This is a genomic window from Streptomyces sp. NPDC004539 (genome assembly GCF_040610055.1).
In the GTDB taxonomy this organism is placed as follows: Bacteria; Actinomycetota; Actinomycetes; order Streptomycetales; family Streptomycetaceae; genus Streptomyces.
Genome location: NZ_JBEXLS010000016.1, coordinates 132,544 through 154,836, shown reverse-complemented (window position 1 = coordinate 154,836; position 22,293 = coordinate 132,544). Strand labels below are relative to the sequence as shown.

Sequence of the window (22,293 nt, the reverse complement as noted above, 5' to 3'; positions counted from 1 at the left end):
GCGCGAGGCGCGCGTGCCGTTCCTGGGAGGCCGGAGTGGGAGTCATCGCCGTAAGCCTAACGGGTGATCAACCGCGGCTGTTGCGGATCGCCGGGTGCTCCCCCGCCGCGACCAGATCCGCGACCGCCGTCCTCGGGTCCTTTCCGGTGACGAGGGACTCGCCGACGAGTACGGCGTCGGCGCCCGCGTTGGCGTAGGCGATGAGGTCGTGGGGGCCCCGGACGCCGGACTCGGCGATCTTGACGATGTGGTCGGGGATCTCGGGGGCGACCCGCTCGAACGTGCCCCGGTCCACCTCAAGGGTCTTGAGGTTGCGGGCGTTGACGCCGATGATCTTCGCGCCGGCGGCGACCGCGCGCTCGACCTCGTCCTCGTCGTGGACCTCGACGAGCGGGGTGAGGCCGATGGACTCGGCGCGCTCGACGAGGGACTCCAGGGCGGGCTGCTCCAGCGCGGCGACGATCAGCAGGGCGAGGTCGGCGCCGTGCGCGCGGGCCTCCCACAGCTGGTACGACGTGACGATGAAGTCCTTGCGCAGGACGGGGATGTCCACGCGCGCGCGGACCGCGTCGAGGTCGGCGAGCGAGCCGCCGAAGCGGCGCTGTTCGGTGAGGACGGAGATCGCGGCGGCGCCGCCCGCCTCGTAGTCGGCGGCGAGGCCCGCCGGGTCGGCGATCGCGGCCAGCGCGCCCTTGGAGGGGCTGGAGCGCTTGACCTCGCAGATGACCTTGACGCCCTCGCCCCGCAGGGCGGCGACCCCGTCCTTGGCCGCAGGAGCCTTGGCCGCGCGCTCCTTCAGCTCGTCGAGGCTGACGCGCGCCTGCCGCTCCGCGAGGTCGGCACGGACTCCGTCGATGATCTCGTCGAGCACACTCACGCGAGCGGCCCCCTTCCGGGCGGTGACATTTCCTCCGGCGATGGTATCCGCCGGATCGCGCGAGGCCCGCATCAGGCCGACACCGGTCCCACTACCTGGACGTTCCCCCGTTGATCAAGGGCGTAGCCAGCCACCGAACGGCAGGTTCCGGACAACCGTGAAGACCAGCAGAAATGCCCCGATCGTCCATAGATGGGCGTTCCCGAGCGCCATCCGCGCCGGACGCCCGCGCGCCGCGCGGACCACCCAGACAGTCCACACGACGGCGAAGCCGAGATAGGCGAGGACGGCGGCGGCGTTGTCCTGGAGCGCGGTCAGGAGGTCGCCGTGCGCGAAGGCGTGCGCGCTGCGCAGTCCGCCGCAGCCGGGGCAGTACAGGCCGGTGACCTGGAAGAGCGGGCAGACCGGGTAGTGGCCGGGCTGATTGGGGTCGACGGTCGCGACGTACCCGAAGGCGCCCACGACGGCCGCCATGATCCCGGCGGGGACACCGAGGCGGGCGAGCGCGGAGGGCTTCAGCTGCTGGTCGGCGCTGTCGGTCGTCATGCTTCGCATTGTGCACGCACCGACGCGCGGACGACGGCGGCCCGGAACGCTCGCGCGCCGGGCCGCCGTCGGAGAACCGCTCGGGAAGAGTGTGTCAGCTGTCGGCCTTGGCCGGGGTGCCGTAGGTGATGTGGTCGGGGAAGTCCCGGAAGCCCTTCGGCTGGCCGAGGCCCATGCCCTTCATGAGCAGGCCGACGACGCCGCCGAGCACCGAGATCACCATGCCGGCCCAGAAGCCCAGCGGCTCCGCCATCACCATGAACGCGCCCGCGACGCAGAATCCGATGAAACAGATCGCCGCACCGGTCCAGGCGGCCAAAGTGTGACCGTGGCTGCTGCCCGCCATGACTTGCTCCTCATGCTGTCCAGGTGACGCCCAACGCGGACGCTCACACACATTGTCCCGTACGCACCCGCCCGGGGAACGCCGGGGTGCCCCCGGACGGCACCCGATTCACCACAACGGGACCGCGCGCGGGTGCCGGCCGCTCAGGCGGGGTCCGCCCCCGTCGGGTCCTCGCCCCGGTCCAGCGCCTTCCACATGTCCTCGGGCCGGTCCGGGTCGGCCGGCTTCGCGGCGCGCCGGGGGCGCGGGGTGCCGTCGCGCTCGTAGCGGCCCGACATACCGGGCCACAGGCGGCCGTAGCGCAGCGCGAGGAGACCGGCGAGGAGCAGCAGCGCGCCGCCCGCCGCGGCGACGTACGGCCAGGCGGTGTGGGAGAGGGCGGCGACCGTCGCGGAGGTGTCGCCGGACGCCTTCGCGGCCTGTTCGTCGAGCGCGGAGCTGTCGGAGGCACCGGAGAGGGCGGCGAAGAGGATGCCGGCGCCGGAGAGCGTGAGGACGGCGGAGACGGCGAAGCGGCCGGCTCTGCGGACGGCGAAGACGGCGACGAGCGCGGCGAGGCCCACTATCGCGAGCGCGGCGGGCACGCCCGTGACGTCGCTGCCCTTCGCGGTGAGCCGGAAGGCGCCGCCGGCCACCGACGCGGTCCCCTCGGACCAGCGCTGCCGGGTCGCCAGCAGCGCGACGGCCGCGCCGAGCGCCCCGCTGAGCAGGGCGAGGGCGAGGCTACGGCGGCCGGAGCGAGCGGGTCCGGCCTCGATGCGGGGGTGCGGTACGGCAGTCACGTAGTCCACTATCGCCTGAACCCCGGGCGTTCCGTCACCCGGGGTTCATTTCCGGCGCGCTCGCCCTACTGCCCGAGGCGGTTCGCGGTGTGCACCGCGCGCAGGACGGCCGCCGCCTTGTTGCGGCACTCCTGGTCCTCGGCGACGGGGTCGGAGTCGGCGACGATCCCGGCGCCCGCCTGGACGTACGCGGTGCCGTCGCGCAGGAGGGCGGTGCGGATCGCGATGGCCGTGTCGGAGTCGCCCGCGAAGTCCAGGTAGCCGACGCAGCCGCCGTACAGGCCGCGCCGGGAGGGCTCCAGTTCGTCGATGATCTGCATCGCGCGGGGCTTGGGCGCGCCCGAGAGGGTTCCCGCGGGGAAGCAGGCGGTGAGGACGTCGAAGGCGGTACGGCCGGGGGCGACGCGGCCGGTGACGGTCGACACGATGTGCATGACGTGCGAATACCGCTCGACGGACATGAAGTCGACGACCTCGACCGAGCCGGGTTCGCAGACCCGTCCCAGGTCGTTGCGCCCGAGGTCGACCAGCATGAGGTGCTCGGCGCGCTCCTTGGGGTCGGCGAGCAGCTCGTCGGCGAGGGCCTGGTCCTCCTGCGGGGTCGCCCCCCGGTGGCGCGTGCCGGCGATGGGGTGGACCATCGCGTGCCCGTCCTCGACCTTGACGAGGGCCTCCGGGGAGGAGCCGACGACGTCGAACCCGTCGAACCGGAAGAGGTACATGTACGGCGACGGGTTCGTCGCCCGCAGGACCCGGTAGACGTCCAGCGCGCTCGCCGTGCACGGTGTCTCGAACCGCTGGGAGGGGACGACCTGGAACGCCTCGCCCGCGCGGATGCGCTCCTTGATGTCCTCGACGGCCGTCATGAAGTCGGGGCCGCCCCACAGGGCGGTGTACTCGGGGAGTTCGGAGGGGGGCAGGACGGCGGGCGGCTGGGCGACCGGGCGCGAGAGGTCGGCCTGCATGGCGTCGAGGCGCGCGACCGCGTCCGTGTACGCCTCGTCGACGCCCGTGTCGAGGTCGTTGTGGTTGATCGCGTTGGCGATCAGGAGGACCGAGCCCTCCCAGTGGTCCATCACCGCGAGGTCGCTGGTGAGGAGCATCGTCAGCTCGGGGAGCTTCAGGTCGTCGCGCTCGCCGGGGCCGATCTTCTCCAGGCGGCGGACGATGTCGTAGCCCAGGTAGCCGACCATGCCGCCGGTGAAGGGCGGGAGGTCCTCGGCGTGGGGGGTGTGGAGCGTCTCGATCGTCGCCCTCAGGGCCGCGAGCGGGTCGCCGTCGACCGGGACGCCGACGGGCGGGGTGCCCAGCCAGTGCGCCCGGCCGTCGCGCGCGGTGAGGGTGGCGGCGCTGCGGACGCCCACGAACGAGTAGCGCGCCCAGGACCGGCCGTTCTCCGCGGACTCCAGCAGGAACGTGCCGGGGCGCTCGGCGGCGAGCTTGCGGTAGAGGGCGACCGGGGTGTCGCCGTCGGCGAGGAGCTTGCGGGTGACCGGGATGACGCGCCGGTCGGAGGCGAGCTTGCGGAACGTGTCGAGGTCCATGGCGGCCGACCCTACTGACCCGAGGCGATCGGGAGCACATCCTTGTCGAAGCAGGTGCGCGCGCCCGTGTGGCAGGCGGCACCGACCTGGTCGACCTTGACGAGCAGCGTGTCCGCGTCGCAGTCGAGGGCGACCGACTTGACCCACTGGAAGTGGCCCGAGGTGTCGCCCTTGACCCAGTACTCGGCGCGGCTGCGCGACCAGTACGTGCACCTGCCGGTCGTGAGCGTGCGGTGCAGCGCCTCGTCGTCCATCCAGCCGAGCATGAGCACCTCGCCGGTGTCGTACTGCTGGGCGATCGCGGGGACGAGCCCGTCAGGGCTGCGCTTGAGGCGGGCCGCGATCTCGGGGTCGAGGCTGCTGGGCCGGGGGTCGCCGGTCGTGCTGGTCATGCCTGCCATTGTGCCGCCTGCCACTGACAGTGACGGTCCGGTGTCCACTGTGCGGACGTCGGCGGCGGTCGTAGGCTGGCGGCATGTCGACCTTCGCCAAGCGTGAACGGCTCCTCCTCGCCGACCTCTTGGAGACCTGCGGTCCGGACGCCCCGACGCTGTGCGAGGGCTGGCGGACCAGGGATCTCGCGGCCCACGTCGTGGTGCGCGAACGCCGCCCCGACGCGGCGGGCGGCACCCTCATCAAGCAACTGGCGGCCCGGCTGGACAAGGTGACGGCCGAGTACACCGCGAAGCCGTACGAGGAGCTGCTCCAGCTCATCCGCACGGGCCCGCCGCGGTTCTCCCCGTTCGCCCTCAAGCAGCTCGACGAGGCGGCGAACACGGTCGAGTTCTACGTCCACACCGAGGACGTCCGCCGCGCCCAGCCCGACTGGACGCCGCGCGCGCTGGACCCCGTCTTCCAGGACGCGCTCTGGTCCCGCCTCGAACGCACGGCCCGTCTCGTCGCCCGCTCCTCCCCGACCGGCCTCGTCCTGCGCCGCCCCGACGGCCGCACCGCCGTCGCCCACCGCGGCACCCCCGTCGTCACCGCCACCGCCGAGCCCTCCGAGCTCCTCATGTTCGTCTTCGGCCGCCAGAGCACCGCCCAGGTGGACCTGGAGGGCGACAAGGAAGCGATCGAGAGACTCCGGGCGGGCAAGCAGCTGGGGATCTGAGGGGCGCCGCTCGCGACAGGGGGCGGCGAGGGCGGCGACCGGCGGGCCCGAGAGGGCTCCCCGACGGGGGCGAACGGAGCGAGCGCCGCGCGTGGGTGCGTGGGTCCGCTCGACGTGGAGACCATACGGCGGCTCCCCTCCGAGCCAGTGCCGCGCGGGCCGGCCCGAGGGGTCCCAGTGCCCGACCGGCCGGCTGCTCAGGGCCCGCGCCCGGGAGCCGGCCGGGCACCGCAGGGCGACAACAGGACAACAGACGGCCGTCGCCTTCTCAGCCCCGCCGCCCGCACCGGCCGCTCGCCCGCGCCGGGTGTTCGCCCACGTCAAGAGTTCGCCCACGTCAGGGGTTCGCCCACGTCAGGGGTTCGCCCGCACCGGGGCATTCTCCCGCCGGCCCGAACGCATCCTCAGCTCGCTCCTCCGCCCGCTCCCCAGCCCCTTCCACCCCCGGCCGCACGGCCCCCCCTCACCCCGGCAGCTCCGCCCGCCGCAGCCCCCTCACCCCCAGCACCACCACCGCGCTCACCCCGTTCAGCGTCGCGCAGGCCGCGAACACCGGAGCGGTCCCCCACAGGGAGATCGTCCAGCCGACGACGGGGAAGGTCAGCGGGGCGACGCCGTAGCCGATGAGGGTGGACACGGCGGTGACGCGGCCGATGTACGCGGCGCCCGCGCGCGCCTGGACGAGGGTTCCGGCGAGCGCCCCGCCGAGCCCGGCGAGCAGCCCGACGCAGAGGGCGACGGCGACCGCCCCGGCGACGGACGGCACGCGCGCGAGGGCGGCGATCGCGAGGGCGCCCCCGATCGTCGCGAACGCCAGCACGAGCCCTGCGCGCGGGACGCGCCCCCGCCAGGCGAGCACCAGAGACGCCCCGCCGGCCCCCACCCCGAACCCCGCCAGCACGAGCCCCAGCCCCGAGGCCCCCCACCCGCGCTCCCCGGCGAGCAGGGTGAGCCCCAGGTTCATCGGCCCCACGAACCCGAGATCACTGAGCATCACGGACACGACCAGCGCCGACAGCACCCGGTCCCGCCGCACGTACCGCACCCCGTCGACCAGTTCCCCGATCACCTCACGCCCCCAGGCACCCCGCTTCCCGGGACCCGCCGAAGCCCCTTGCCGCCCGGCAGCACCGCTCCCGGCGCGCCCGCGCGCGGAACCCACCTCCCCGGGGCCCCGCTCCCACCCGTCCCGGTCCCGGGCAGCCGCCCAGCTCCTCGGCGTCACCCCCCGAACGCCCCGCCGCCCCGCCCACACGGAAGCCCGGCGCGCGGGCGCCCCGGCATCCGGCTCGTCGGCGTGCCAGAAAGCGTCGGCATCGCGCGCGCCCGCAGCCACCACCCCCGCGTCGGCATCCGCCCCGCGCCCACGCGCGCCGCCCGACCCCACCGCCCCCTTCACCGCCCCGACACCGCCCACCGCCCCTTCCGCATCCCCGGCGTCACCCCCCGCCTCCACCCCCGCCCGCACCCGCACCGCCCCCAGCACCGGCCACGACACCCCGATCAACACCGCGGCCACCCCGAACGCCCCCGCGGTCCCCCCGAAGGCCACCCCCAGCCCGCCCAGGGGCCCGCCCAGGACGTTCGCCAGCCGCGTGGAGAGCCCCCGGAGCCCCTGGACCCTCCCGAACTGCCCCGGCGCGGCTATGAGGGCAGGCAGCGCCCCGGCCGCCGGGAGGAAGGCCGCGTCGACGATCCCGAAGACGACGGCGACGGCGCCGAGGACCCAGAGCCCGGGGCTGGTGAGGACGAGGAGGAGCGCGGCCGACAGGACGAGCGCGGACCGCACGCCGGTGCTGGCGAGGACGACACGCCGGGCGCCGTACCGGTCGGCGAGGACTCCCCCGCCCAGCATCAGCACGGCCCGGGGCAGCGCCCCGGCGACGGTGACGAGCCCCGCCTGGAGGGGCGTCCCGGACTGGACGGCGGCCCAGGAGAGGGCGAGGTAGTACACGTTGTCGCCGACCCCGGACGCGGTGAACCCGGCGAGCCACCGCAGGACGTTGGGGTCCCGGTGCGCGACACGCCCGGCGGAACCCTTCTCGGCCACCCCGGCCGCGCTCTTCATCCCGAGCCCCCTTCAGAACCGGAACGGGAACGCGTACGTATGCACCTGGACGTTCTCCCGCCCCTCCGTCTCCCCCGCGGCCTCGGCGGCCCGCCCCGCCTCGTCGTAGCGCTGCAACAGGGCCAGCACTTCGAGGTTGAGCGCGGTCAGCTCGGCCGGGGTGAGGCGGAGGTTGGACTCGGAGGACTCGACGGCGGCGTTCCACTCGGCGCTCCAGTGCGCGCGTTCGTCGAGGAAGCGCCGGTACAGGTCCGCGCGCTGCTCGAAGAAGAGCCGGCTGGCGGCGGTGTGCGCGGCGGCCTTCTCGGGCGCGTCCCGGAAGTCGGAGTCGTGGATGCGCAGCCCCTCGGAGGTCCGCTGCCACCACCGCTCGCGCCCGTCCGCGCTCTGCGGCTCGGCCTCCTCGATCAGCCCGTGCTCGGCGAGCTTGCGCAGGTGGTAACTGACGAGGGACACGGCCTCGTCGACCTGCTCGGCGAGCTGCGAGGCGGTCGCCACGCGCGCGATCGTCAGCCCCCGGTACAGCCTCGACCGCAGCGGGTGCGCGAGCGCCTTGAGCGTGCCCACGTCGGTGATCCGCCGGTCCCTCTCCTGGTTCGCCATACGGACCAGGCTAGATACGAAAGGGAAATTGCGCAATAAAGCTTTCGCATCTGTGGACAAGTAAGTCCCGCCCACCTGGTGAACGGGACTTACCTCACCTGACGGGGTTCCCCGCCTCCCGCAACGCCTGCTTGACCTCGCCGATCCGCAGATCCCCGAAGTGGAACACGGAGGCCGCCAGCACGGCGTCCGCCCCCGCTCCCACGGCCGGCGCGAAGTCGCCCAGCTTCCCGGCGCCCCCGGACGCGATCAGCGGCACGGACACGTGCCCCCGGACGGCCTCGATCATCTCGATGTCGTAGCCGTCCTTCGTCCCGTCCGCGTCCATCGAGTTGAGCAGGATCTCGCCCGCGCCCAGCTCGGCGGCCCGGTGGGCCCATTCGACGGCGTCGATGCCGGTCCCCCGGCGCCCACCGTGCGTGGTCACCTCGAACGACCCGGAGGCGGTGCGGCGCGCGTCCACGGACAGCACGAGCACCTGGCTCCCGAACCGCTCGGCGATCTCCTTGATCAGCTCGGGACGGGCGATGGCGGCCGTGTTGACGCCCACCTTGTCGGCGCCCGCCCGCAGCAGCTTGTCGACGTCCTCGGGGGCGCGCACCCCGCCGCCGACGGTCAGCGGGATGAACACCTGCTCCGCCGTGCGCCGCACGACGTCGTAGGTGGTCTCCCGGTTGCCCGAGGAGGCGGTGATGTCGAGGAACGTCAGCTCGTCGGCGCCCTCGGCGTCGTACACCTTGGCCATCTCGACGGGGTCGCCCGCGTCGCGGAGGTTCTGGAAGTTGACGCCCTTGACGACCCGGCCGCCCTCGACGTCCAGGCAGGGGATGACACGTACGGCGAGGGTCATGACGAGGCTCCCGAGAACGCTTCCAGCTCGACCTCGACGAGGATGCGCGGGTCCACGAACCCGGTGACGACGACGATCGTGTTGACCGGCCGCACCGCGTCGAAGACCTCCTTGTGGGCGCGGCCCACCTCGTCGACGTCCCGCGCGTGCGTGAGGTACAGGCGCGTACGGATGACCGCCTCCGGCCCGAGGCCGAACTCGGCGACGGCCGCGAGCGCCGTCCCGAACGCCACCTTGGCCTGCTCGTACGGGTCGCCCTCGCCGTACAGGACGCCGCCCTTGAAGGAGGTCGTGCCGCCGACGACGACCCGGTCGCCCGCCTGGACCGCGCGCGCGAAGCCGAAGGGCTCCTCCCAGGGGCTGCCGCTCTGCACCCGCCGTACGGACGTCATGACGACACCGCCGCCAGCGCCTCTTCGAGGGTGAACGCCTTCGCGTAGAGGGCCTTGCCGACGATGGAGCCCTCGACGCCGAGGGGGACCAGTTCCGCGATGGCGCGCAGGTCGTCGAGGGACGACACGCCGCCGGAGGCGACGACCGGGCGGTCCGTCGCGGCGCAGACGTTGCGCAGCAGCTCCAGGTTGGGGCCCTGGAGGGTGCCGTCCTTGGCGATGTCGGTGACGACGTACCGCGCGCAGCCCTCGGCGTTCAGCCGCTCCAGCGTCTCGTACAGGTCGCCGCCGTCGCGGGTCCAGCCGCGCCCGCGCAGGGTCGTGCCCCGGACGTCGAGGCCGACGGCGATCTTGTCGCCGTGCTCGGCGATGACCTTGGCGACCCACTCCGGGGTCTCCAGGGCGGCCGTGCCGAGGTTCACGCGCGTGCAGCCCGTGGCGAGGGCGGCGGCCAGCGTGTCGTCGTCCCGGATGCCGCCGGACAGTTCGACCTTGATGTCCATGGCGCCCGCGACCTCGGCGATGAGCTTCCGGTTGTCGCCGGTGCCGAACGCGGCGTCCAGGTCGACGAGGTGCAGCCACTCGGCGCCCGCGCGCTGCCAGGCGAGGGCGGCCTCCAGGGGGGAGCCGTAGGACGTCTCGGTCCCGGACTCGCCGTGCACGAGGCGGACGGCCTGGCCGTCGCGGACGTCTACGGCGGGGAGGAGTTCGAGCACGTTTTCAGGCGACACAGTCACAGGGTTCCGATCCAGTTGGTGAGGAGCTGGGCTCCGGCGTCGCCGGACTTCTCGGGGTGGAACTGCGTGGCCCACAGGGCGCCGTTCTCGACGGCGGCGACGAACGGCGTGCCGTGGGTCGTCCAGGAGACCTTGGGAGCCTTGATCGACGCGTTGCGGACCTCCAGCGTCCAGTCCTGGACGCCGTAGGAGTGCACGAAGTAGAAGCGGGCGTCCGGTTCGACCCCGGCGAAGAGTTCGGAGCCCTCCGGGGCGTCCACAGTGTTCCAGCCCATGTGCGGGACGACGTCGGCCTTGAGGGGTTCGACCGTGCCGGGCCACTCGTCGAGGCCCTCGGTCTCGACGCCGTGCTCGATGCCGCGCGCGAAGAGGATCTGCATGCCGACGCAGATGCCCATCACGGGGCGCCCGCCGGACAGCCGCCGGCCGACGATCCAGTCGCCGCGCGCGTCCGTGAGGCCCTTCATGCAGGCGGCGAAGGCGCCCACGCCGGGCACCAGGAGGCCGTCCGCGTTCATCGCCGTGTCGAAGTCACGCGTTATCTCGACGTCGGCCCCCACGCGCGCGAGCGCGCGCTCGGCGGACCGGACGTTGCCGAAGCCGTAGTCGAAGACGACGACCTTCTTCGGGGAGCCGCTCAATTCCACACCTCCAGCCTGAGGACGCCCGCGACCAGGCACAACCCGGCGCTGATCGAGAGCAGCACGATCAGGCTCGTCGGCATCTTCTGCTTGGCGAAGGAATAGACACCGCCGAGCAGGAAGAGACCGAGAACGATCAGAATCGTCGACAGGCCGGTCACAGCGCGCCCTTCGTGGAAGGAAGGATGCCCGCCGCGCGCGGGTCGCGCTCGCTGGCGTAGCGCAGCGCCCGCGCGAGGGCCTTGAACTGGCACTCCACGATGTGGTGCGCGTTGCGCCCGTACGGGACGTGGACGTGCAGGGCGATCTGGGCCTGCGCGACGAAGGACTCCAGGATGTGCCGGGTCATCGTCGTGTCGTACTCGCCGATCATCGGCGCCATCTTCTCGGGCTCGGTGTGCACGAGGTAGGGGCGGCCGGACAGGTCGACGGTCACCTGGGCGAGGGACTCGTCCAGCGGGACCGTGCAGTTGCCGAAGCGGTAGATGCCGACCTTGTCGCCGAGGGCCTGCTTGAAGGCGGCGCCCAGCGCGAGGGCGGTGTCCTCGATGGTGTGGTGCGAGTCGATGTGCAGGTCACCCTCGGTCTTCACGGTCAGGTCGAACAGACCGTGCCGGCCGAGCTGGTCGAGCATGTGGTCGTAGAAGCCGACGCCCGTGGAGATCTCGGTTCTGCCGGTGCCGTCGAGGTCGATCTCGACCAGGACGGCCGTCTCCTTGGTGGTGCGCTCTATGCGGCCGACGCGGTTCATGCGCGCTGCTCCTTCTTGAGTTCACGGACCGCGTCGAGGAACGCGTCGTTCTCGGTGGGGGTCCCGGCGGACACCCGGAGGAAGCCGGGTACGCCGTTGTCCCTGATGAGGACCCCGCGGTCCAGGATGAATCGCCACGCGGCGTGCGGGTCGCCGAAACGGCCGAACTGCACGAAGTTGGCGTCGGACTCGGTCACCTCGTAGCCGATCGCCCGCAGCTCGCCGACCAGCCGGTCGCGCTCCGCCTTGAGCTGCTCGACGTACTTCAGGAGCGTCTGCGTGTGCTCCAGGGCGGCCAGGGCGGTCGCCTGGGTGACCGCCGAGAGGTGGTAGGGCAGTCGTACGAGCTGGACGGCGTCGACGACCGCCGGGTGGGCGGCGAGATAGCCCAGGCGCAGCCCGGCGGCGCCGAACGCCTTGGACATCGTCCGGGAGATCACCAGGTTCGGCCGGCCCGCGAGGAGGGGCAGCAGCGAGTCGCCGTGGCTGAACTCGATGTACGCCTCGTCGACGACGACCATGGACGGCTTCGCGGCCTGCGCGGCCTCGTACAGGGCGAGGACGGTCTCGCGCGGGACGGCGTTCCCGGTGGGGTTGTTGGGGGTCGTCACGAAGACGACGTCCGGGCGGTGCTCGGCGATCGCGCGCGCGGCGTCGTCCACGTCGATCGTGAAGTCGTCCTTCCGGGGGCCCGAGATCCACTCGGTGCCCGTCCCGCGCGCGATGAGGCCGTGCATCGAGTACGACGGCTCGAAGCCGATCGCGGTGCGGCCGGGCCCGCCGAAGGTCTGGAGCAGTTGCTGGATGACTTCGTTGGAGCCGTTGGCGGCCCACACGTTGGCGAGGGCGACCTCGTACCCGGTGGTGTCCGTCAGGTACTTCGCGAGCCCGGTGCGCAGTTCGACGGCGTCCCGGTCGGGGTAGCGGTTGAGGTTCCGGGCGGACTCGCGCACGCGCTCGGCGATCCGCTCGACCAGCTCCTCGGGGAGCGGGTAGGGGTTCTCGTTCGTGTTCAGCCGTACCGGGACGTCCAGTTGGGGCGCTCCGTAGGGGGACTTGCCGCGCAGCTCGTCCCGTACGGGGAGATCGTCGATGCCTGTCACTTGTTCTCCGGGACCTTCCAGTCGAACCTCGCCTTGATCGCCGCGCCGTGCGCCGGGAGGTCCTCGGCCTCCGCGAGCGTGACGACGTGGTGGGCGACCTCGGCGAGTGCCTCGCGCGTGTAGTCGACGATGTGGATGCCGCGCAGGAACGACTGCACGGACAGGCCGGAGGAGTGGCAGGCGCAGCCTCCGGTGGGCAGGACGTGGTTGGAGCCGGCCGCGTAGTCGCCGAGGGAGACGGGCGCCCAGGGGCCGACGAAGACCGCGCCCGCGTTGCGCACCCGGTCGGCGACGGCGGCGGCGTCGGCGGTCTGGATCTCCAGGTGCTCCGCGCCGTAGGCGTCGACCACGCGCAGGCCCTCCTCGACGCCGTCGACGAGGACGATCGCGGACTGCCGGCCGGCGAGCGCGGGGGCGATCCGGTCGTCGACGTGCTTGCTGGCGGCGACCTGCGGGATCAGTTCCTTCTCGACGGCGTCCGCGAGGTCGGCGGAGTCGGTGACGAGGACGGCGGCGGCGAGCGGGTCGTGCTCGGCCTGGCTGATCAGGTCGGACGCGATGTGCACGGGGTCGGCGCTCGCGTCCGCGAGGACCGCGATCTCGGTCGGGCCGGCCTCGGCGTCGATGCCGATCTTCCCGGTGAAGTACCGCTTGGCGGCGGCGACCCAGATGTTGCCGGGGCCGGTGACCATGTTCGCGGGCGGGCAGGACTCGGTGCCGTACGCGAACATCGCGACGGCGGTGGCGCCGCCGGCGGCGTAGACCTCGTCGACGCCGAGGAGCGCGCACGCGGCGAGGATCGTCGGGTGCGGCAGTCCGCCGAACTCGGCCTGGGCGGGCGAGGCCAGGGCGATCGAGGGGACGCCCGCCTCCTGCGCCGGCACGACGTTCATGATCACGGACGACGGGTAGACCGACCGGCCGCCCGGCGCGTAGAGCCCGACCCGGTCGACGGGCACCCACTTCTCGGTCACACTGCCGCCCGGCACGACCTGGGTCGTGTGGGTCGTACGGCGCTGCGCGCGGTGCACGAGACGCGCGCGCCGGACGGACTCCTCCAGGGCGGCGCGTACGGCGGGGTCGAGCTCGGCCAGCGCCGTGGTGAGCGCCTCGGCGGGGACGCGTACCGACGTGAGCCGTACGCCGTCGAACTTCTCGGCGAAGTCGATCAGCGCCGCGTCGCCCCGATGATGCACGGCCTCGCAGATGGGCCGCACCTTGTCCAGGGCGGCCGCGACGTCGAAGTCGGCTCGGGGCAGCAGGTCGCGCAGGGCGGGGCCCTCGGGGAGGGCGTCGCCGCGCAGATCGATTCGCGAGATCACGTGGCCAATTCTCGCAGACCCGGTTCCGGGGCCGTTCGCGCGTATCAATGGCTGATACAGAGCGGGTTCGTCACGCGGAGTAGGCGAATTCGGGAACTTTCGCTGATCGATGTCACGTTCAGTGTTCAAAGCGTGACGCAGCGGGCAGAACAGGGGACAGAACAGATGTGCGAGGAAGGAGGGAAAGTGGTGATCGAGGGGGCCGGACCGCATGTCAGGGACCTTCCGGAGGATCTGACGGCGGCCGAGGCGGGTCTGTGGCAGGCGTTCCGGGACGGCGGGGTGTACGACCTGACGTGCGGCAACCCCGAGGTGGACGACCCGCACGGCGGCCACCCCTGGGGCGAGGGGCGGACGGTCCGGGCGAGGGTGGTCGCCTGGCTCCTGCTGGACGGCCCGCCGGCGCTGACGGGCCGGGTGTCCTCGCTGAAGCTCGCCGGGGTCCGGATCAGCGGCGCGCTCGACCTCTCCGGCGGCCGGGTCCTGCCCTACGTCGAGCTGCGCGGCTGCCGGTTCGACCAGGAGGTGCTGCTCCCGGAGGCCCGGTTCACGACGCTGCGGCTGGTGGACTGCGCGGTCCCCCGCCTGGAGGCCGCCCGGGTGCACACGGAAGGGGATCTGCATCTCCCGCGCAGCCGCTTCCCCGAGGGCATCCGGCTGACCGACGCCCACATAGGGACGGACCTGCTGCTCAGCCAGGCGGTGGTGCACCGCGACCGCAGCGGGCGCTCCCTCGTCGCCGACGGCATGACGGTCGGCCAGGACGTCCAGGCGGAGCTGCTGGAGTCGTACGGCGAGCTGAGCCTGCGCGGCGCGAAGGTCGGGGTCTCCCTGAGCCTGCGCGGGGCCCGCCTCGCCGACCCGCGGGGCCGGTTCGCGCTCAACGCCCCGCAGCTCACCGTCGAGCGCTCGCTGTACCTGACGCCGGCCGCGGCCGGCGACCGGCAGCCGACCGGGGTGACGCCCGCGCGGGGCATGCGGGTCCAGCGGTTCGAGTGCCGGGGCGGCCTGCGGCTGGACGACGGGCGGTTCGGGGACGCCGTCGACCTCCAGTCCGCCCGGTTCGTCCTCGCGGACGACCAGGAGGTGTCGCTGCGCCGGGTGCACGCCTCGGAGCTGCGCTTCCTCGGGGAGCGTCCCGCGCGCGGGACGGTCGTCCTGTCGGGGGCCCGGGTGGTCAACCTGATCGACCGCGCCACGGCCTGGCCGGGCCCCGGCCGGCTGCACATGGCGGGGTTCACGTACGACAACCTCGTGCCCGTCGGCCCGTTCCCGCTGGCCGCGCGGCTCGCGTGGGTCGCGGCGGCGACCGCGGAGTACGCCCCGGAGCCGTACGAACGGCTGGCGTCGGTGCTGCGCGCCGGCGGGGAGGACGAGGACGCGCGGGAGGTCCTGCTCGCCAAGCAGCGCCGCCGCCGCGAGACGCTCCCGCCGGGCGCCCGGCTCTGGGGGTACGCGCAGGACTGGACGGTCGCCTACGGGTACCGGCCGGGGCGGGCGGCGGTGTGGATGGGCGTGCTGTGGGCGGCGGGCTCGGTCGCCTTCGACCACGCCCCGCACCACCCCACGGGCGGGGGAGGCCCCTCCTGGGACCCGGTCCTGTTCGCCCTGGATCTGCTGCTGCCGGTGATCGACCTCGGCCAGGCCGGCCAGTGGCGGCTGGACGGCGGCTGGCAGTGGGCGGCGGCGGCGATGATCCTGCTCGGCTGGATTCTCGCGACGACGGTCGCCGCGGGCGCGACCCGCATGCTCCGGAGGGACTGAAACATGCGCGCCGGGACCCGCACCGAACCCACACTCCGGGCGCTCCGGCGCCCACGAAACGCACACGCTGTGCCCGTCGCGTGGCGACTGAACGGTAACCTTTTACCTTCCCTTGACCTGGGCACGTACAACTTTCCATGGGTTGCGCTTTACCTCTGGCGCGTCGTCGACCAGCGTTTTTCAATGGTCGGCACCATGGCTCTGCTGCCCCCGTTCATCCGCCCGGCTCGCGCGCCGAAAGCGTCGAAAGCGCAGAAGGCGCCGAGAGCGCAGAAGGACGCGCCGCCGCTCGCCGTCACCGGACTGCCGGCCGACGACGAGATGCTGCTCGACGTCCCCGACGACCTGCTCGGCCCCGCGCTCGTCGCGGCCGGGCGCGGGGAGTACAGACCGGCGGCCGGACTCCTCGCGCGCACCCGCGTGCGGCGCGACTGGGAGGCCCGCGACCGGTACGTCAAGCGCCTCGCGGCGTTCGCGCAGGCGCGGCCGGAGTGGTTCGAGGAGTGGCGGGCGGGCGCGCCCCGCGATCCGGACGTCCTGCTGGTCGCCGCGCAGCTCGCGGTGGGCCGCGCCTGGTGCTCCCCGGCCCGCGAGGAGCTGCTGCGCGAGGTCAGCCCGCTGATCACGGCGGCGGCGCAGAGCTGGGACCGCGACCCGGTGCCGTGGCGCATCGCCCTGGACCACGCGCGGGGGGCGCATGCCGGGCACAAGTACTTCGGGGAGTTGTGGGAGGCGGCCGTCCGCCGCTCGCCGCACCACTTCGGCTGCCATCTGGCCGCCCTGCGCTACCTGGCCTCCTCCTGGCACGGCTCGCACCGCGAGTGCTTCGACTTCGCCGACCGCGCCGCGCAGGACGCCCCGGCGGACTCCCTCGTCCAGTCGCTGCCCGCGCTCGCCGCGATGATCTATCTGACGGACGGCTGCGGCCCCGAGGTGCCGCGCGCCCGCCTCGACTCGGCGGCGGACCGGGCGATCGTCCTGTCGGCCCGGCTCGGCGCCGACGACTCGCGCGCGGCCGAGGTCCGCAACGGCCTGGTGTACGTCCTGGCCCGGCTCGGCCGCCGGGAGGACGCCCTCGTCCAGCTCCGCCTGCTCGGCCCGTACGTCACCTCGTTCCCCTGGAACCGCTTCTCCGACGACCCCCTCGGCCACTTCCTCGCCGTCCGCGAGGACATCGTCAGCGGCCGTCCGGCCCGCCCGTGGAACGGTCATGACGGACACGCGACCGGCGCGGACCATTAGGCTTCCGCCCCGTGACCATCGTCCGTCTCCCGCTCTTCCCCCTGAGCTCGGTGCTGTTCCCGGGTCTCGTGCTGCCGCTGAACGTGTTCGAGGAGCGTTACCGCGCGATGATGCGCGAACTGCTCAAGACCCCGGAGGACGCGCCGCGCCGGTTCGCCGTCGTGGCCATCCGGGACGGGCACGAGGTGGCGCCCGCCGCCCAGGGCATGCCCGGCTCGGCCACGCAGCCGCGGCGCGGGCCCCTCGCGGGCTTCGGCGCCGACCCCCTCAAGGCGTTCCACTCCGTGGGCTGCATCGCGGACGCGGCGACCGTCCGCGAGCGTCCCGACGGCACGTTCGAGGTCCTCGCGACCGGGACGACCCGGGTCAGGGTGCGGTCCGTCGACGCGTCGGGGCCCTTCCTCACAGCCGAGGTGGAGGAGCTCCCCGAGGAGCGCGGCGAGGAGGCCGACGCGCTCGCGGAGGTCGTGCTGCGGGCCTTCCAGCAGTACCAGAAGCGGCTCGCCGGGGCCCGTGAGCTGTCCGTCCTCTCCGGCGAGCTGCCGAACGAGCCCGGTGTCGTGTCCTACCTCGTCGCCGCGACGATGATGCTCGACACGCCGTCCAAGCAGCGGCTTCTCCAGGCGCCCGACTTCGCGTCCCGGCTGCGGGACGAGCTGAGGCTGCTGCGCGTCGAGACCGCGATCCTCCGTAGTCTGCCGTCCCTGCCCGCGTCGGACCTGACGCGCGGTCCGACGAGCCTGAACTGAGGGGTTCCGGTGGCGAAGAAGCCGAAGAAACAGGCCGGTGGCACCCCGGCGACCGTCGCGCTGACGGCGGCGGGGGTGCCGTACACCGTGCACGCGTACGAGCACGATCCCGCGCACCCCTCCTACGGCGAGGAGGCCGCCGAGGCGATGGGGGTGTCGCCGGAGCGGGTGTTCAAGACGCTCGTCGCCGACGTCGACGGGGCGCTGACCGTCGCGGTCGTCCCCGTCGCCGGGTCCCTCGACCTCAAGGCGTTGGCCACGGCTGTGGGCGGCAAGAAGGCGGCGATGGCCGACCCGGCGCTCGCGGAACGCACCACCGGTTACGTCCGGGGCGGGATCTCGCCCCTGGGCCAGCGCAAACGCCTCCCGACCGTCCTCGACGCCTCCGCCGGCGGCCACTCCACGATCTGCGTCTCCGCCGGCCGCCGCGGCCTTGAGGTCGAGCTCTCCCCCGCCGACCTCACGAGCCTCACCGGGGCGGTGCTGGCCCCCATCGGACGTGCGTGAGGGGTCGACGGGCCGCCTTCTCTCCGTTAAGCAGAGAAGGCATGTCGAAACGTACGCGCAAGCGGAAGTGGCGGATCAAGAAACGACGCGCCAACCACGGGAGGCGCCCGGCGTAGGGGGCGGGACGGGGCAGGGACCAGGGCTGGGTGCGGCGATCCGCCCCGTCACACCGGTGGGGTCATGTACGGGTGTTCGTACGGCTCCGGGTCCCGTGGGCCGAACAGTGCCGTGAGGCACAGGTGGACGATCAGCGCGGCGACGGGCCAGGCCAGCAAGGCGCTCTTGGCGTCGAGTTTCAGGGGGGCGGAGAAGGTCACGCCCTTGCCCGCGCTCTTGGCGTGTGCGATGACGTCGGAGGAGGGGCCGAGCCAGACGCCGAGCTTCCAGGCCACGACGGACGCGAGGACACCGCCGATCGTGAGCCCGGCGACCAGCGGGATGCCGCCGCGCCGGCGCCACAGGAACACGCCCACCGCGGTGACCGCGCCGCACGCCAGCGCCAGCAGGGTGAACGTTCCCTCCACCCCGATCGCCTGCTCCCCCTCGGAGTCCTTGAGATAGACGACCCAGCTCCCGTCGGACTGGTCACCGACGAGCGGCACGCGCGGCGCCAGCCACAGCCACAACGCCCCGAGCAGCAGCCCGAGCACGGTCACCCCGACCGCGACGACAGCCCCGTCCCGCACATCCCCCCACAGCTCCGCGCGCCCCTCCGGCACACCCACCACCTGCCCGTACCCCTCCGGGGGCGGCGGAGGCCAGTCCCCCCGCGGAGACGGGTCGTGCGGCGGCGTAGGCGGAGTCAACGGAGCGGTCACCCTGCCATCGTGCCAGGCCCCCCGAACCCCCGCCCCACCGGACGCCACTCCGGGGGACCGTTCACAGAGCAACAGAGGACCAACCCAGACAAACCCACAGCCGACCCCCGAGCAGCACCCACGTCCTTCAGGGGCGCGGGGAACTGCGCGACAAGCCACGACGGGCCCGCACTCGACCACCAACCGCCCGCCGCCCCAAACCCCTCACCGAACCGCAGCCCTCCGATAGGCCCAAGTGGCCACGGCCAGCGAGACGACCCCCACGCCCGCGCACACCGCCAGATCGCCCAGCACGTACGCCCAGTCGGGCTCCGCCGCGAACGTCCGGGCCATGGCCTCGACCCCGTACGTCGACGGCAGCAGATCCCGCGCGAACCGCACCGCGTCCGGCATCCGGTCGGGCGGCAGGACGCCCAGAAGCAGCGCAGCGGACATCCCCAGCTGCCCCATGACGGTCGCCAGCTCGGGCCGGGGCGCGAGGAGCCCCAGGGCCGCGCCGAGCCCGGAGAGGGCGGCCCCCGCAAGGGGGATCACGGCGATCAGCACCCACAGATGCGTCAGCGGCAACCCGAACAGCACGCACCCGAAGACGGCCGTCACGACGGTCCCCGGCACGGTGAACGACGCGTACGCCCCGGCGGCCCCCAGCACGACGGCGGCGGGCGGCACGGGCAGCGTGGCGTAGTGGTCCAGCCCCCCGCTCGCCCGCAACTGCCCGAAGTACTGGGCGAGGAGGTTCAGCGCGACGAAGGCGACGACGAGCACCGCGGACCCGGCGACGACGGCCTCCGCCTCACTCCCCCCGTCCACCACCCCCCGCATCATGATCAGAATCCCGACCGACTGGAACGTCGCCACGAAGAGCAGCGGAATCCGCGCCACCCGCGCACGCGAGAGCTGCGCCCGGTACACCGCGACCAGCGACGGCCACAGCCGGGCGCGCGGCCCCAGCTCGGCGGCCTCCCGCTCCCCTTGCTCCGCGGCCCGGACACTGCCCGGCAGAACCCCGGCGGGTACGACACTCACGTGGCGCTGCTCCTCTTCTCCAGGACCCCGAGAATCCGCACGGCCCCGACCCCGTCACGTACGGATACGGCGCCCGAAAAACTCATCCCGTCACACAGGACGCCAAAAGCACCCTTCATGCCTTCACCAGCCCCTGCCGGGCATCCCCGCCGAGCGCGAGGTAGACGTCCTCAAGACTCGGCGTGGCCAGCGTGAAATCGTCGAGCGCGGCGAACGCGGCCCCACCGGTGACCGTCGACACCACCGCCCGCGCCTCCTCCGGCGCGAGCCGCAGCGTCCAGCGCCGCCCGGACTCGACCGCCCGCTCCCGCAGCGCGGCCACCTCGGGGACGTCCAGCGGAGCCCGCTCCCGCCAGACGAGATCGACCCGCACCTCCCCCGCGACCTGCTCCTTCAGCCCGGCGGGCGTGTCGCAGGCGATGACGCGCCCCTTGTCGAGGACGGCGACCCGGTCGAGGACCGTCTCCGCCTCGATGACGTTGTGGGTGACGAGCAGCACGGTCGTGCCCCGCTCCGCGCGCCGCCGGTCGACCGCGGACCAGACCGCGCGCCGGGCGACGGGGTCCATCCCGGTGGTGGGCTCGTCGAGGACCAGCAGCCGCCGCTCCCCCACCAGCGCCGTCGCGAAGCAGGCGAGCCGCCGCTGTCCCCCGGACAGCTTGCGCAGCGGCCGTCCGGCGAGCGGCGTGAGCCCCAGTTCGTCGAGGACGGCGTCCCGCTCCGCGCGCGCCTCGCGCACCTCCAGCCCGCGCAGCCGCGCGGTGGTCTCGGCGGCGAGGGAGACGGTGAGTTCGTCGAGGGCGGTGGACTCCTGCCCGAGGTAGGCGAGGAGGCGGGCGGCGCGCTCGGGGTGGCGGACGATGTCGTGGCCGAGGATCTCGACACTGCCGGAGTCGGGCCGCATCAGTCCGGTGAGCTGGCGGACGAGCGTGGACTTGCCGGCGCCGTTCGGGCCGAGCAGTCCGAAGATCTCACCGCGCCGGATGTCGAGGGAGACGTCGTCGGTGGCCCGCACCTCGGGGGTGCCGGGCGTACCGCGCCGGCCGCGCACCGCCCGGTAGGTCTTGGTCAGCCCGCGCACGGCACACACGACGCTCTCCGGGTGCCGGACTGCCGATGTCGCGCGCGTACTCACAAGGGGAGAGCGTACGGGGTCGGAAAGCCCCACTCGTCCCTGGGGCGGCGCTCAGTCGGCGGCCGGAGCGTGTTCCGCGCCGGTCCGAGCGTCGATCTCGCGCCAGAATCCGGCCCGGATCGCGTACCGGTCGTGCTCGTCGATCTGGTCGTCCTTGTGCGCGAGGAGGCCGAACCGGGCGGCGTAGCGCAGCAGCTCGCCGTCGATGCGGTGCGGGACGCGGGGATACATTCCGGACAGTTTCGGCAGGTGACTCTGGTCACCGAGGCGGGCGATCCAGCGGCGGGCGAAGACCTGGCCGACCTCGTAGGGGTCGCCGCCGACGGTCGTGATGTCCTCCTCGCGGTCCGCCCAGCGCTGTTCGGCGGTGGTGAGCTGCGCGAGGGTCGGCATCGCGGCGGCCTCGGGGGGTTCGGCGGCGGGGCGGTCGACCCAGCCCTTGTCGGAGGACCAGCGCAGGGTCGCGTTCGGGGCGGGCACCGGCTTCTCGCCGGAGGCGCGCAGGGCGGCGAGGTCCTTCGGGGTGGGGATGCCCTTGGGGGCGGGGACGCGGTCCGCGGAGCCGTTGGCGTCGGCGGACGGGTGCTCGTGGGGCTCGGGGACGGGCGGGCGCGGCGCGTCCGGCAGGGGCGCCCCGAGGATCGCCGCGATCTCCGGGCGCGGTACGGGCGGCGGCGCGCACACCCCGCCGGACTCCTTCGCGCGGACGGCCTTGGTGATCCAGGTGCGGTCCAGCACCCGCCGCTCGTCCGCCTCGGCGACGAGGTCCTCGGACTGGTTGTAGTCCCCGTCGGCGGCCTGGACGGCCCACAGGTGGACGGCGACGCCGTGCTCCTTGGCGGCCATCATCCCCGGCAGCAGATCGCCGTCTCCGGTCACCAGCACGATGTCCGAGCAGGCGCGGTTGCGGGCCAGTTCGGTCAGCTCGGCGTGCATCGCGGCGTCGACGCCCTTCTGCGCCCAGCGTCCGTCGCTGCGGGTCAGGGCGCCGAGGCGGACGGTGACCCGGGGCATCACGCGCAGCCTGCGGTGCTCGGGCTGGGGGACGCGGTCGGGGGCGCCGTCGAACCAGTAGATCCGCAGCAGCGGCCGTTCGGTGTCGGACTCCGCCTGTTCCCGCAGGCCCTGGACGAGGGCGCTGTGGTCGACGGTGATACGGGAGCGCGAGGGCTCGCCGGCGAGGAGACTGGCGGCGGCCCCGAGCAGATACCCGGCGTCCACCAGGACGATGCAGCGGTCCACGCGACTCACCCTCTTCCCGGGAGTTTGGTTCGGGCTTCCTTCGAGTCTGCCCGACCTCGCGAGGGTTAACGGCCGGAACTCGATCTTCGGCGTGGCGTTTGGGGAGATCGCACCCTCTGCCCCCTTGGTCACACAGG

At 73.4% G+C, this 22,293-nt stretch carries 25 protein-coding genes; 5 read left to right on the top strand and 20 right to left on the bottom strand.

The features are described from left to right. Positions 1 to 67: 67 nt before the first annotated feature. From trpC to hisI, 6 genes are all read right to left on the bottom strand, one after another. Positions 68 to 877, bottom strand: a complete 810-nt coding sequence (trpC, locus tag ABZX85_RS29975; protein WP_355875120.1) for an indole-3-glycerol phosphate synthase TrpC — start codon at positions 875 to 877, stop codon at positions 68 to 70. A gap of 114 nt (positions 878 to 991) precedes the next feature. Next, a complete protein-coding gene (locus tag ABZX85_RS29970; protein ID WP_355875117.1) occupies positions 992 to 1,423 on the bottom strand; it encodes a DUF2752 domain-containing protein in 432 nt (143 codons plus the stop codon). A 94-nt stretch (positions 1,424 to 1,517) separates the two neighbouring features. Further along, complete coding sequence (locus ABZX85_RS29965) at positions 1,518 to 1,769, bottom strand: HGxxPAAW family protein (RefSeq protein ID WP_355875114.1); 252 nt, start codon at positions 1,767 to 1,769, stop codon at positions 1,518 to 1,520. A 143-nt stretch (positions 1,770 to 1,912) separates the two neighbouring features. After that, positions 1,913 to 2,560 (bottom strand): TIGR02234 family membrane protein, encoded by a 648-nt coding sequence (locus ABZX85_RS29960; RefSeq protein WP_355875111.1) that lies wholly within the window; start codon positions 2,558 to 2,560, stop codon positions 1,913 to 1,915. 56 nt (positions 2,561 to 2,616) lie between these two features. Further along, the gene (locus ABZX85_RS29955; protein ID WP_355875108.1) at positions 2,617 to 4,095 is read right to left on the bottom strand and encodes an anthranilate synthase component I; all 1,479 of its coding nucleotides are present in this window, start codon (positions 4,093 to 4,095) and stop codon (positions 2,617 to 2,619) included. A gap of 11 nt (positions 4,096 to 4,106) precedes the next feature. Further along, entirely contained in the window at positions 4,107 to 4,487 is a 381-nt protein-coding gene (gene hisI, locus ABZX85_RS29950) for a phosphoribosyl-AMP cyclohydrolase (RefSeq protein ID WP_355875105.1), read from the bottom strand. A gap of 83 nt (positions 4,488 to 4,570) precedes the next feature. Between hisI and ABZX85_RS29945 the strand changes: the two genes are divergently transcribed. Next, positions 4,571 to 5,206 carry a TIGR03085 family metal-binding protein gene (locus ABZX85_RS29945; protein WP_355875102.1) on the top strand — a complete coding sequence of 212 codons (636 nt, stop codon included), beginning with the start codon at positions 4,571 to 4,573 and terminating at the stop codon, positions 5,204 to 5,206. Between the two features lie 463 nt (positions 5,207 to 5,669). On the opposite strand, the gene ABZX85_RS29940 is transcribed toward ABZX85_RS29945, so the two are convergent. From ABZX85_RS29940 to hisD, 10 genes are all read right to left on the bottom strand, one after another. Next, entirely contained in the window at positions 5,670 to 7,274 is a 1,605-nt protein-coding gene (locus tag ABZX85_RS29940; protein WP_355875099.1) for an MFS transporter, read from the bottom strand. Between the two features lie 12 nt (positions 7,275 to 7,286). Continuing rightward, entirely contained in the window at positions 7,287 to 7,877 is a 591-nt protein-coding gene (locus ABZX85_RS29935) for a helix-turn-helix domain-containing protein (RefSeq protein ID WP_355875097.1), read from the bottom strand. 94 nt (positions 7,878 to 7,971) lie between these two features. After that, positions 7,972 to 8,727 carry an imidazole glycerol phosphate synthase subunit HisF gene (hisF, locus tag ABZX85_RS29930; protein WP_355875094.1) on the bottom strand — a complete coding sequence of 252 codons (756 nt, stop codon included), beginning with the start codon at positions 8,725 to 8,727 and terminating at the stop codon, positions 7,972 to 7,974. Then, a complete protein-coding gene (locus tag ABZX85_RS29925; protein ID WP_355875091.1) occupies positions 8,724 to 9,119 on the bottom strand; it encodes a RidA family protein in 396 nt (131 codons plus the stop codon). Before ABZX85_RS29925 ends, hisF begins: the two co-directional genes overlap by 4 nt. Next, the gene (gene priA, locus ABZX85_RS29920; RefSeq protein ID WP_355875088.1) at positions 9,116 to 9,850 is read right to left on the bottom strand and encodes a bifunctional 1-(5-phosphoribosyl)-5-((5-phosphoribosylamino)methylideneamino)imidazole-4-carboxamide isomerase/phosphoribosylanthranilate isomerase PriA; all 735 of its coding nucleotides are present in this window, start codon (positions 9,848 to 9,850) and stop codon (positions 9,116 to 9,118) included. The genes ABZX85_RS29925 and priA overlap by 4 nt, the downstream gene beginning before the upstream one ends. A 2-nt stretch (positions 9,851 to 9,852) precedes the next feature. Then, positions 9,853 to 10,503: an imidazole glycerol phosphate synthase subunit HisH gene (gene hisH, locus ABZX85_RS29915; protein WP_355875085.1), complete on the bottom strand. Its 651-nt coding sequence runs from the start codon at positions 10,501 to 10,503 to the stop codon at positions 9,853 to 9,855. After that, positions 10,494 to 10,658, bottom strand: coding sequence for a hypothetical protein (locus ABZX85_RS29910; protein WP_355875082.1), 165 nt, complete (start codon positions 10,656 to 10,658; stop codon positions 10,494 to 10,496). Before ABZX85_RS29910 ends, hisH begins: the two co-directional genes overlap by 10 nt. Further along, a complete protein-coding gene (gene hisB / locus ABZX85_RS29905) occupies positions 10,655 to 11,248 on the bottom strand; it encodes an imidazoleglycerol-phosphate dehydratase HisB (RefSeq protein WP_355875079.1) in 594 nt (197 codons plus the stop codon). The genes ABZX85_RS29910 and hisB overlap by 4 nt, the downstream gene beginning before the upstream one ends. Continuing rightward, the gene (locus ABZX85_RS29900) at positions 11,245 to 12,351 is read right to left on the bottom strand and encodes a histidinol-phosphate transaminase (protein ID WP_355875076.1); all 1,107 of its coding nucleotides are present in this window, start codon (positions 12,349 to 12,351) and stop codon (positions 11,245 to 11,247) included. Before ABZX85_RS29900 ends, hisB begins: the two co-directional genes overlap by 4 nt. Next, positions 12,348 to 13,673, bottom strand: a complete 1,326-nt coding sequence (hisD, locus tag ABZX85_RS29895; RefSeq protein ID WP_355875073.1) for a histidinol dehydrogenase — start codon at positions 13,671 to 13,673, stop codon at positions 12,348 to 12,350. Before hisD ends, ABZX85_RS29900 begins: the two co-directional genes overlap by 4 nt. A gap of 189 nt (positions 13,674 to 13,862) precedes the next feature. Between hisD and ABZX85_RS29890 the strand changes: the two genes are divergently transcribed. The 4 genes from ABZX85_RS29890 (at position 13,863) to ybaK (ending at position 17,935) form a co-directional block, all read left to right on the top strand. Then, positions 13,863 to 15,437, top strand: coding sequence for an oxidoreductase (locus tag ABZX85_RS29890; RefSeq protein ID WP_355875329.1), 1,575 nt, complete (start codon positions 13,863 to 13,865; stop codon positions 15,435 to 15,437). A 183-nt stretch (positions 15,438 to 15,620) separates the two neighbouring features. Next, positions 15,621 to 16,679 carry a hypothetical protein gene (locus ABZX85_RS29885; protein ID WP_355875070.1) on the top strand — a complete coding sequence of 353 codons (1,059 nt, stop codon included), beginning with the start codon at positions 15,621 to 15,623 and terminating at the stop codon, positions 16,677 to 16,679. 11 nt (positions 16,680 to 16,690) lie between these two features. Further along, positions 16,691 to 17,428, top strand: coding sequence for an LON peptidase substrate-binding domain-containing protein (locus ABZX85_RS29880; protein WP_355875067.1), 738 nt, complete (start codon positions 16,691 to 16,693; stop codon positions 17,426 to 17,428). A 9-nt stretch (positions 17,429 to 17,437) separates the two neighbouring features. After that, the gene (gene ybaK, locus ABZX85_RS29875; protein ID WP_355875065.1) at positions 17,438 to 17,935 is read left to right on the top strand and encodes a Cys-tRNA(Pro) deacylase; all 498 of its coding nucleotides are present in this window, start codon (positions 17,438 to 17,440) and stop codon (positions 17,933 to 17,935) included. 164 nt (positions 17,936 to 18,099) lie between these two features. Here ybaK and ABZX85_RS29870 read toward each other — a convergent pair whose 3' ends face one another. The 4 genes from ABZX85_RS29870 to ABZX85_RS29855 all read right to left on the bottom strand — a co-directional run bounded on the left by ABZX85_RS29870 (position 18,100) and on the right by ABZX85_RS29855 (position 22,156). Continuing rightward, complete coding sequence (locus ABZX85_RS29870) at positions 18,100 to 18,753, bottom strand: DUF2567 domain-containing protein (protein WP_355875062.1); 654 nt, start codon at positions 18,751 to 18,753, stop codon at positions 18,100 to 18,102. A 204-nt stretch (positions 18,754 to 18,957) separates the two neighbouring features. Then, the gene (locus tag ABZX85_RS29865; RefSeq protein WP_355875060.1) at positions 18,958 to 19,779 is read right to left on the bottom strand and encodes an ABC transporter permease; all 822 of its coding nucleotides are present in this window, start codon (positions 19,777 to 19,779) and stop codon (positions 18,958 to 18,960) included. A gap of 115 nt (positions 19,780 to 19,894) precedes the next feature. Continuing rightward, a complete protein-coding gene (locus tag ABZX85_RS29860) occupies positions 19,895 to 20,869 on the bottom strand; it encodes an ABC transporter ATP-binding protein (protein WP_355875058.1) in 975 nt (324 codons plus the stop codon). A 96-nt stretch (positions 20,870 to 20,965) separates the two neighbouring features. Further along, a complete protein-coding gene (locus ABZX85_RS29855; protein WP_355875056.1) occupies positions 20,966 to 22,156 on the bottom strand; it encodes an NYN domain-containing protein in 1,191 nt (396 codons plus the stop codon). Positions 22,157 to 22,293 lie beyond the last annotated feature (137 nt).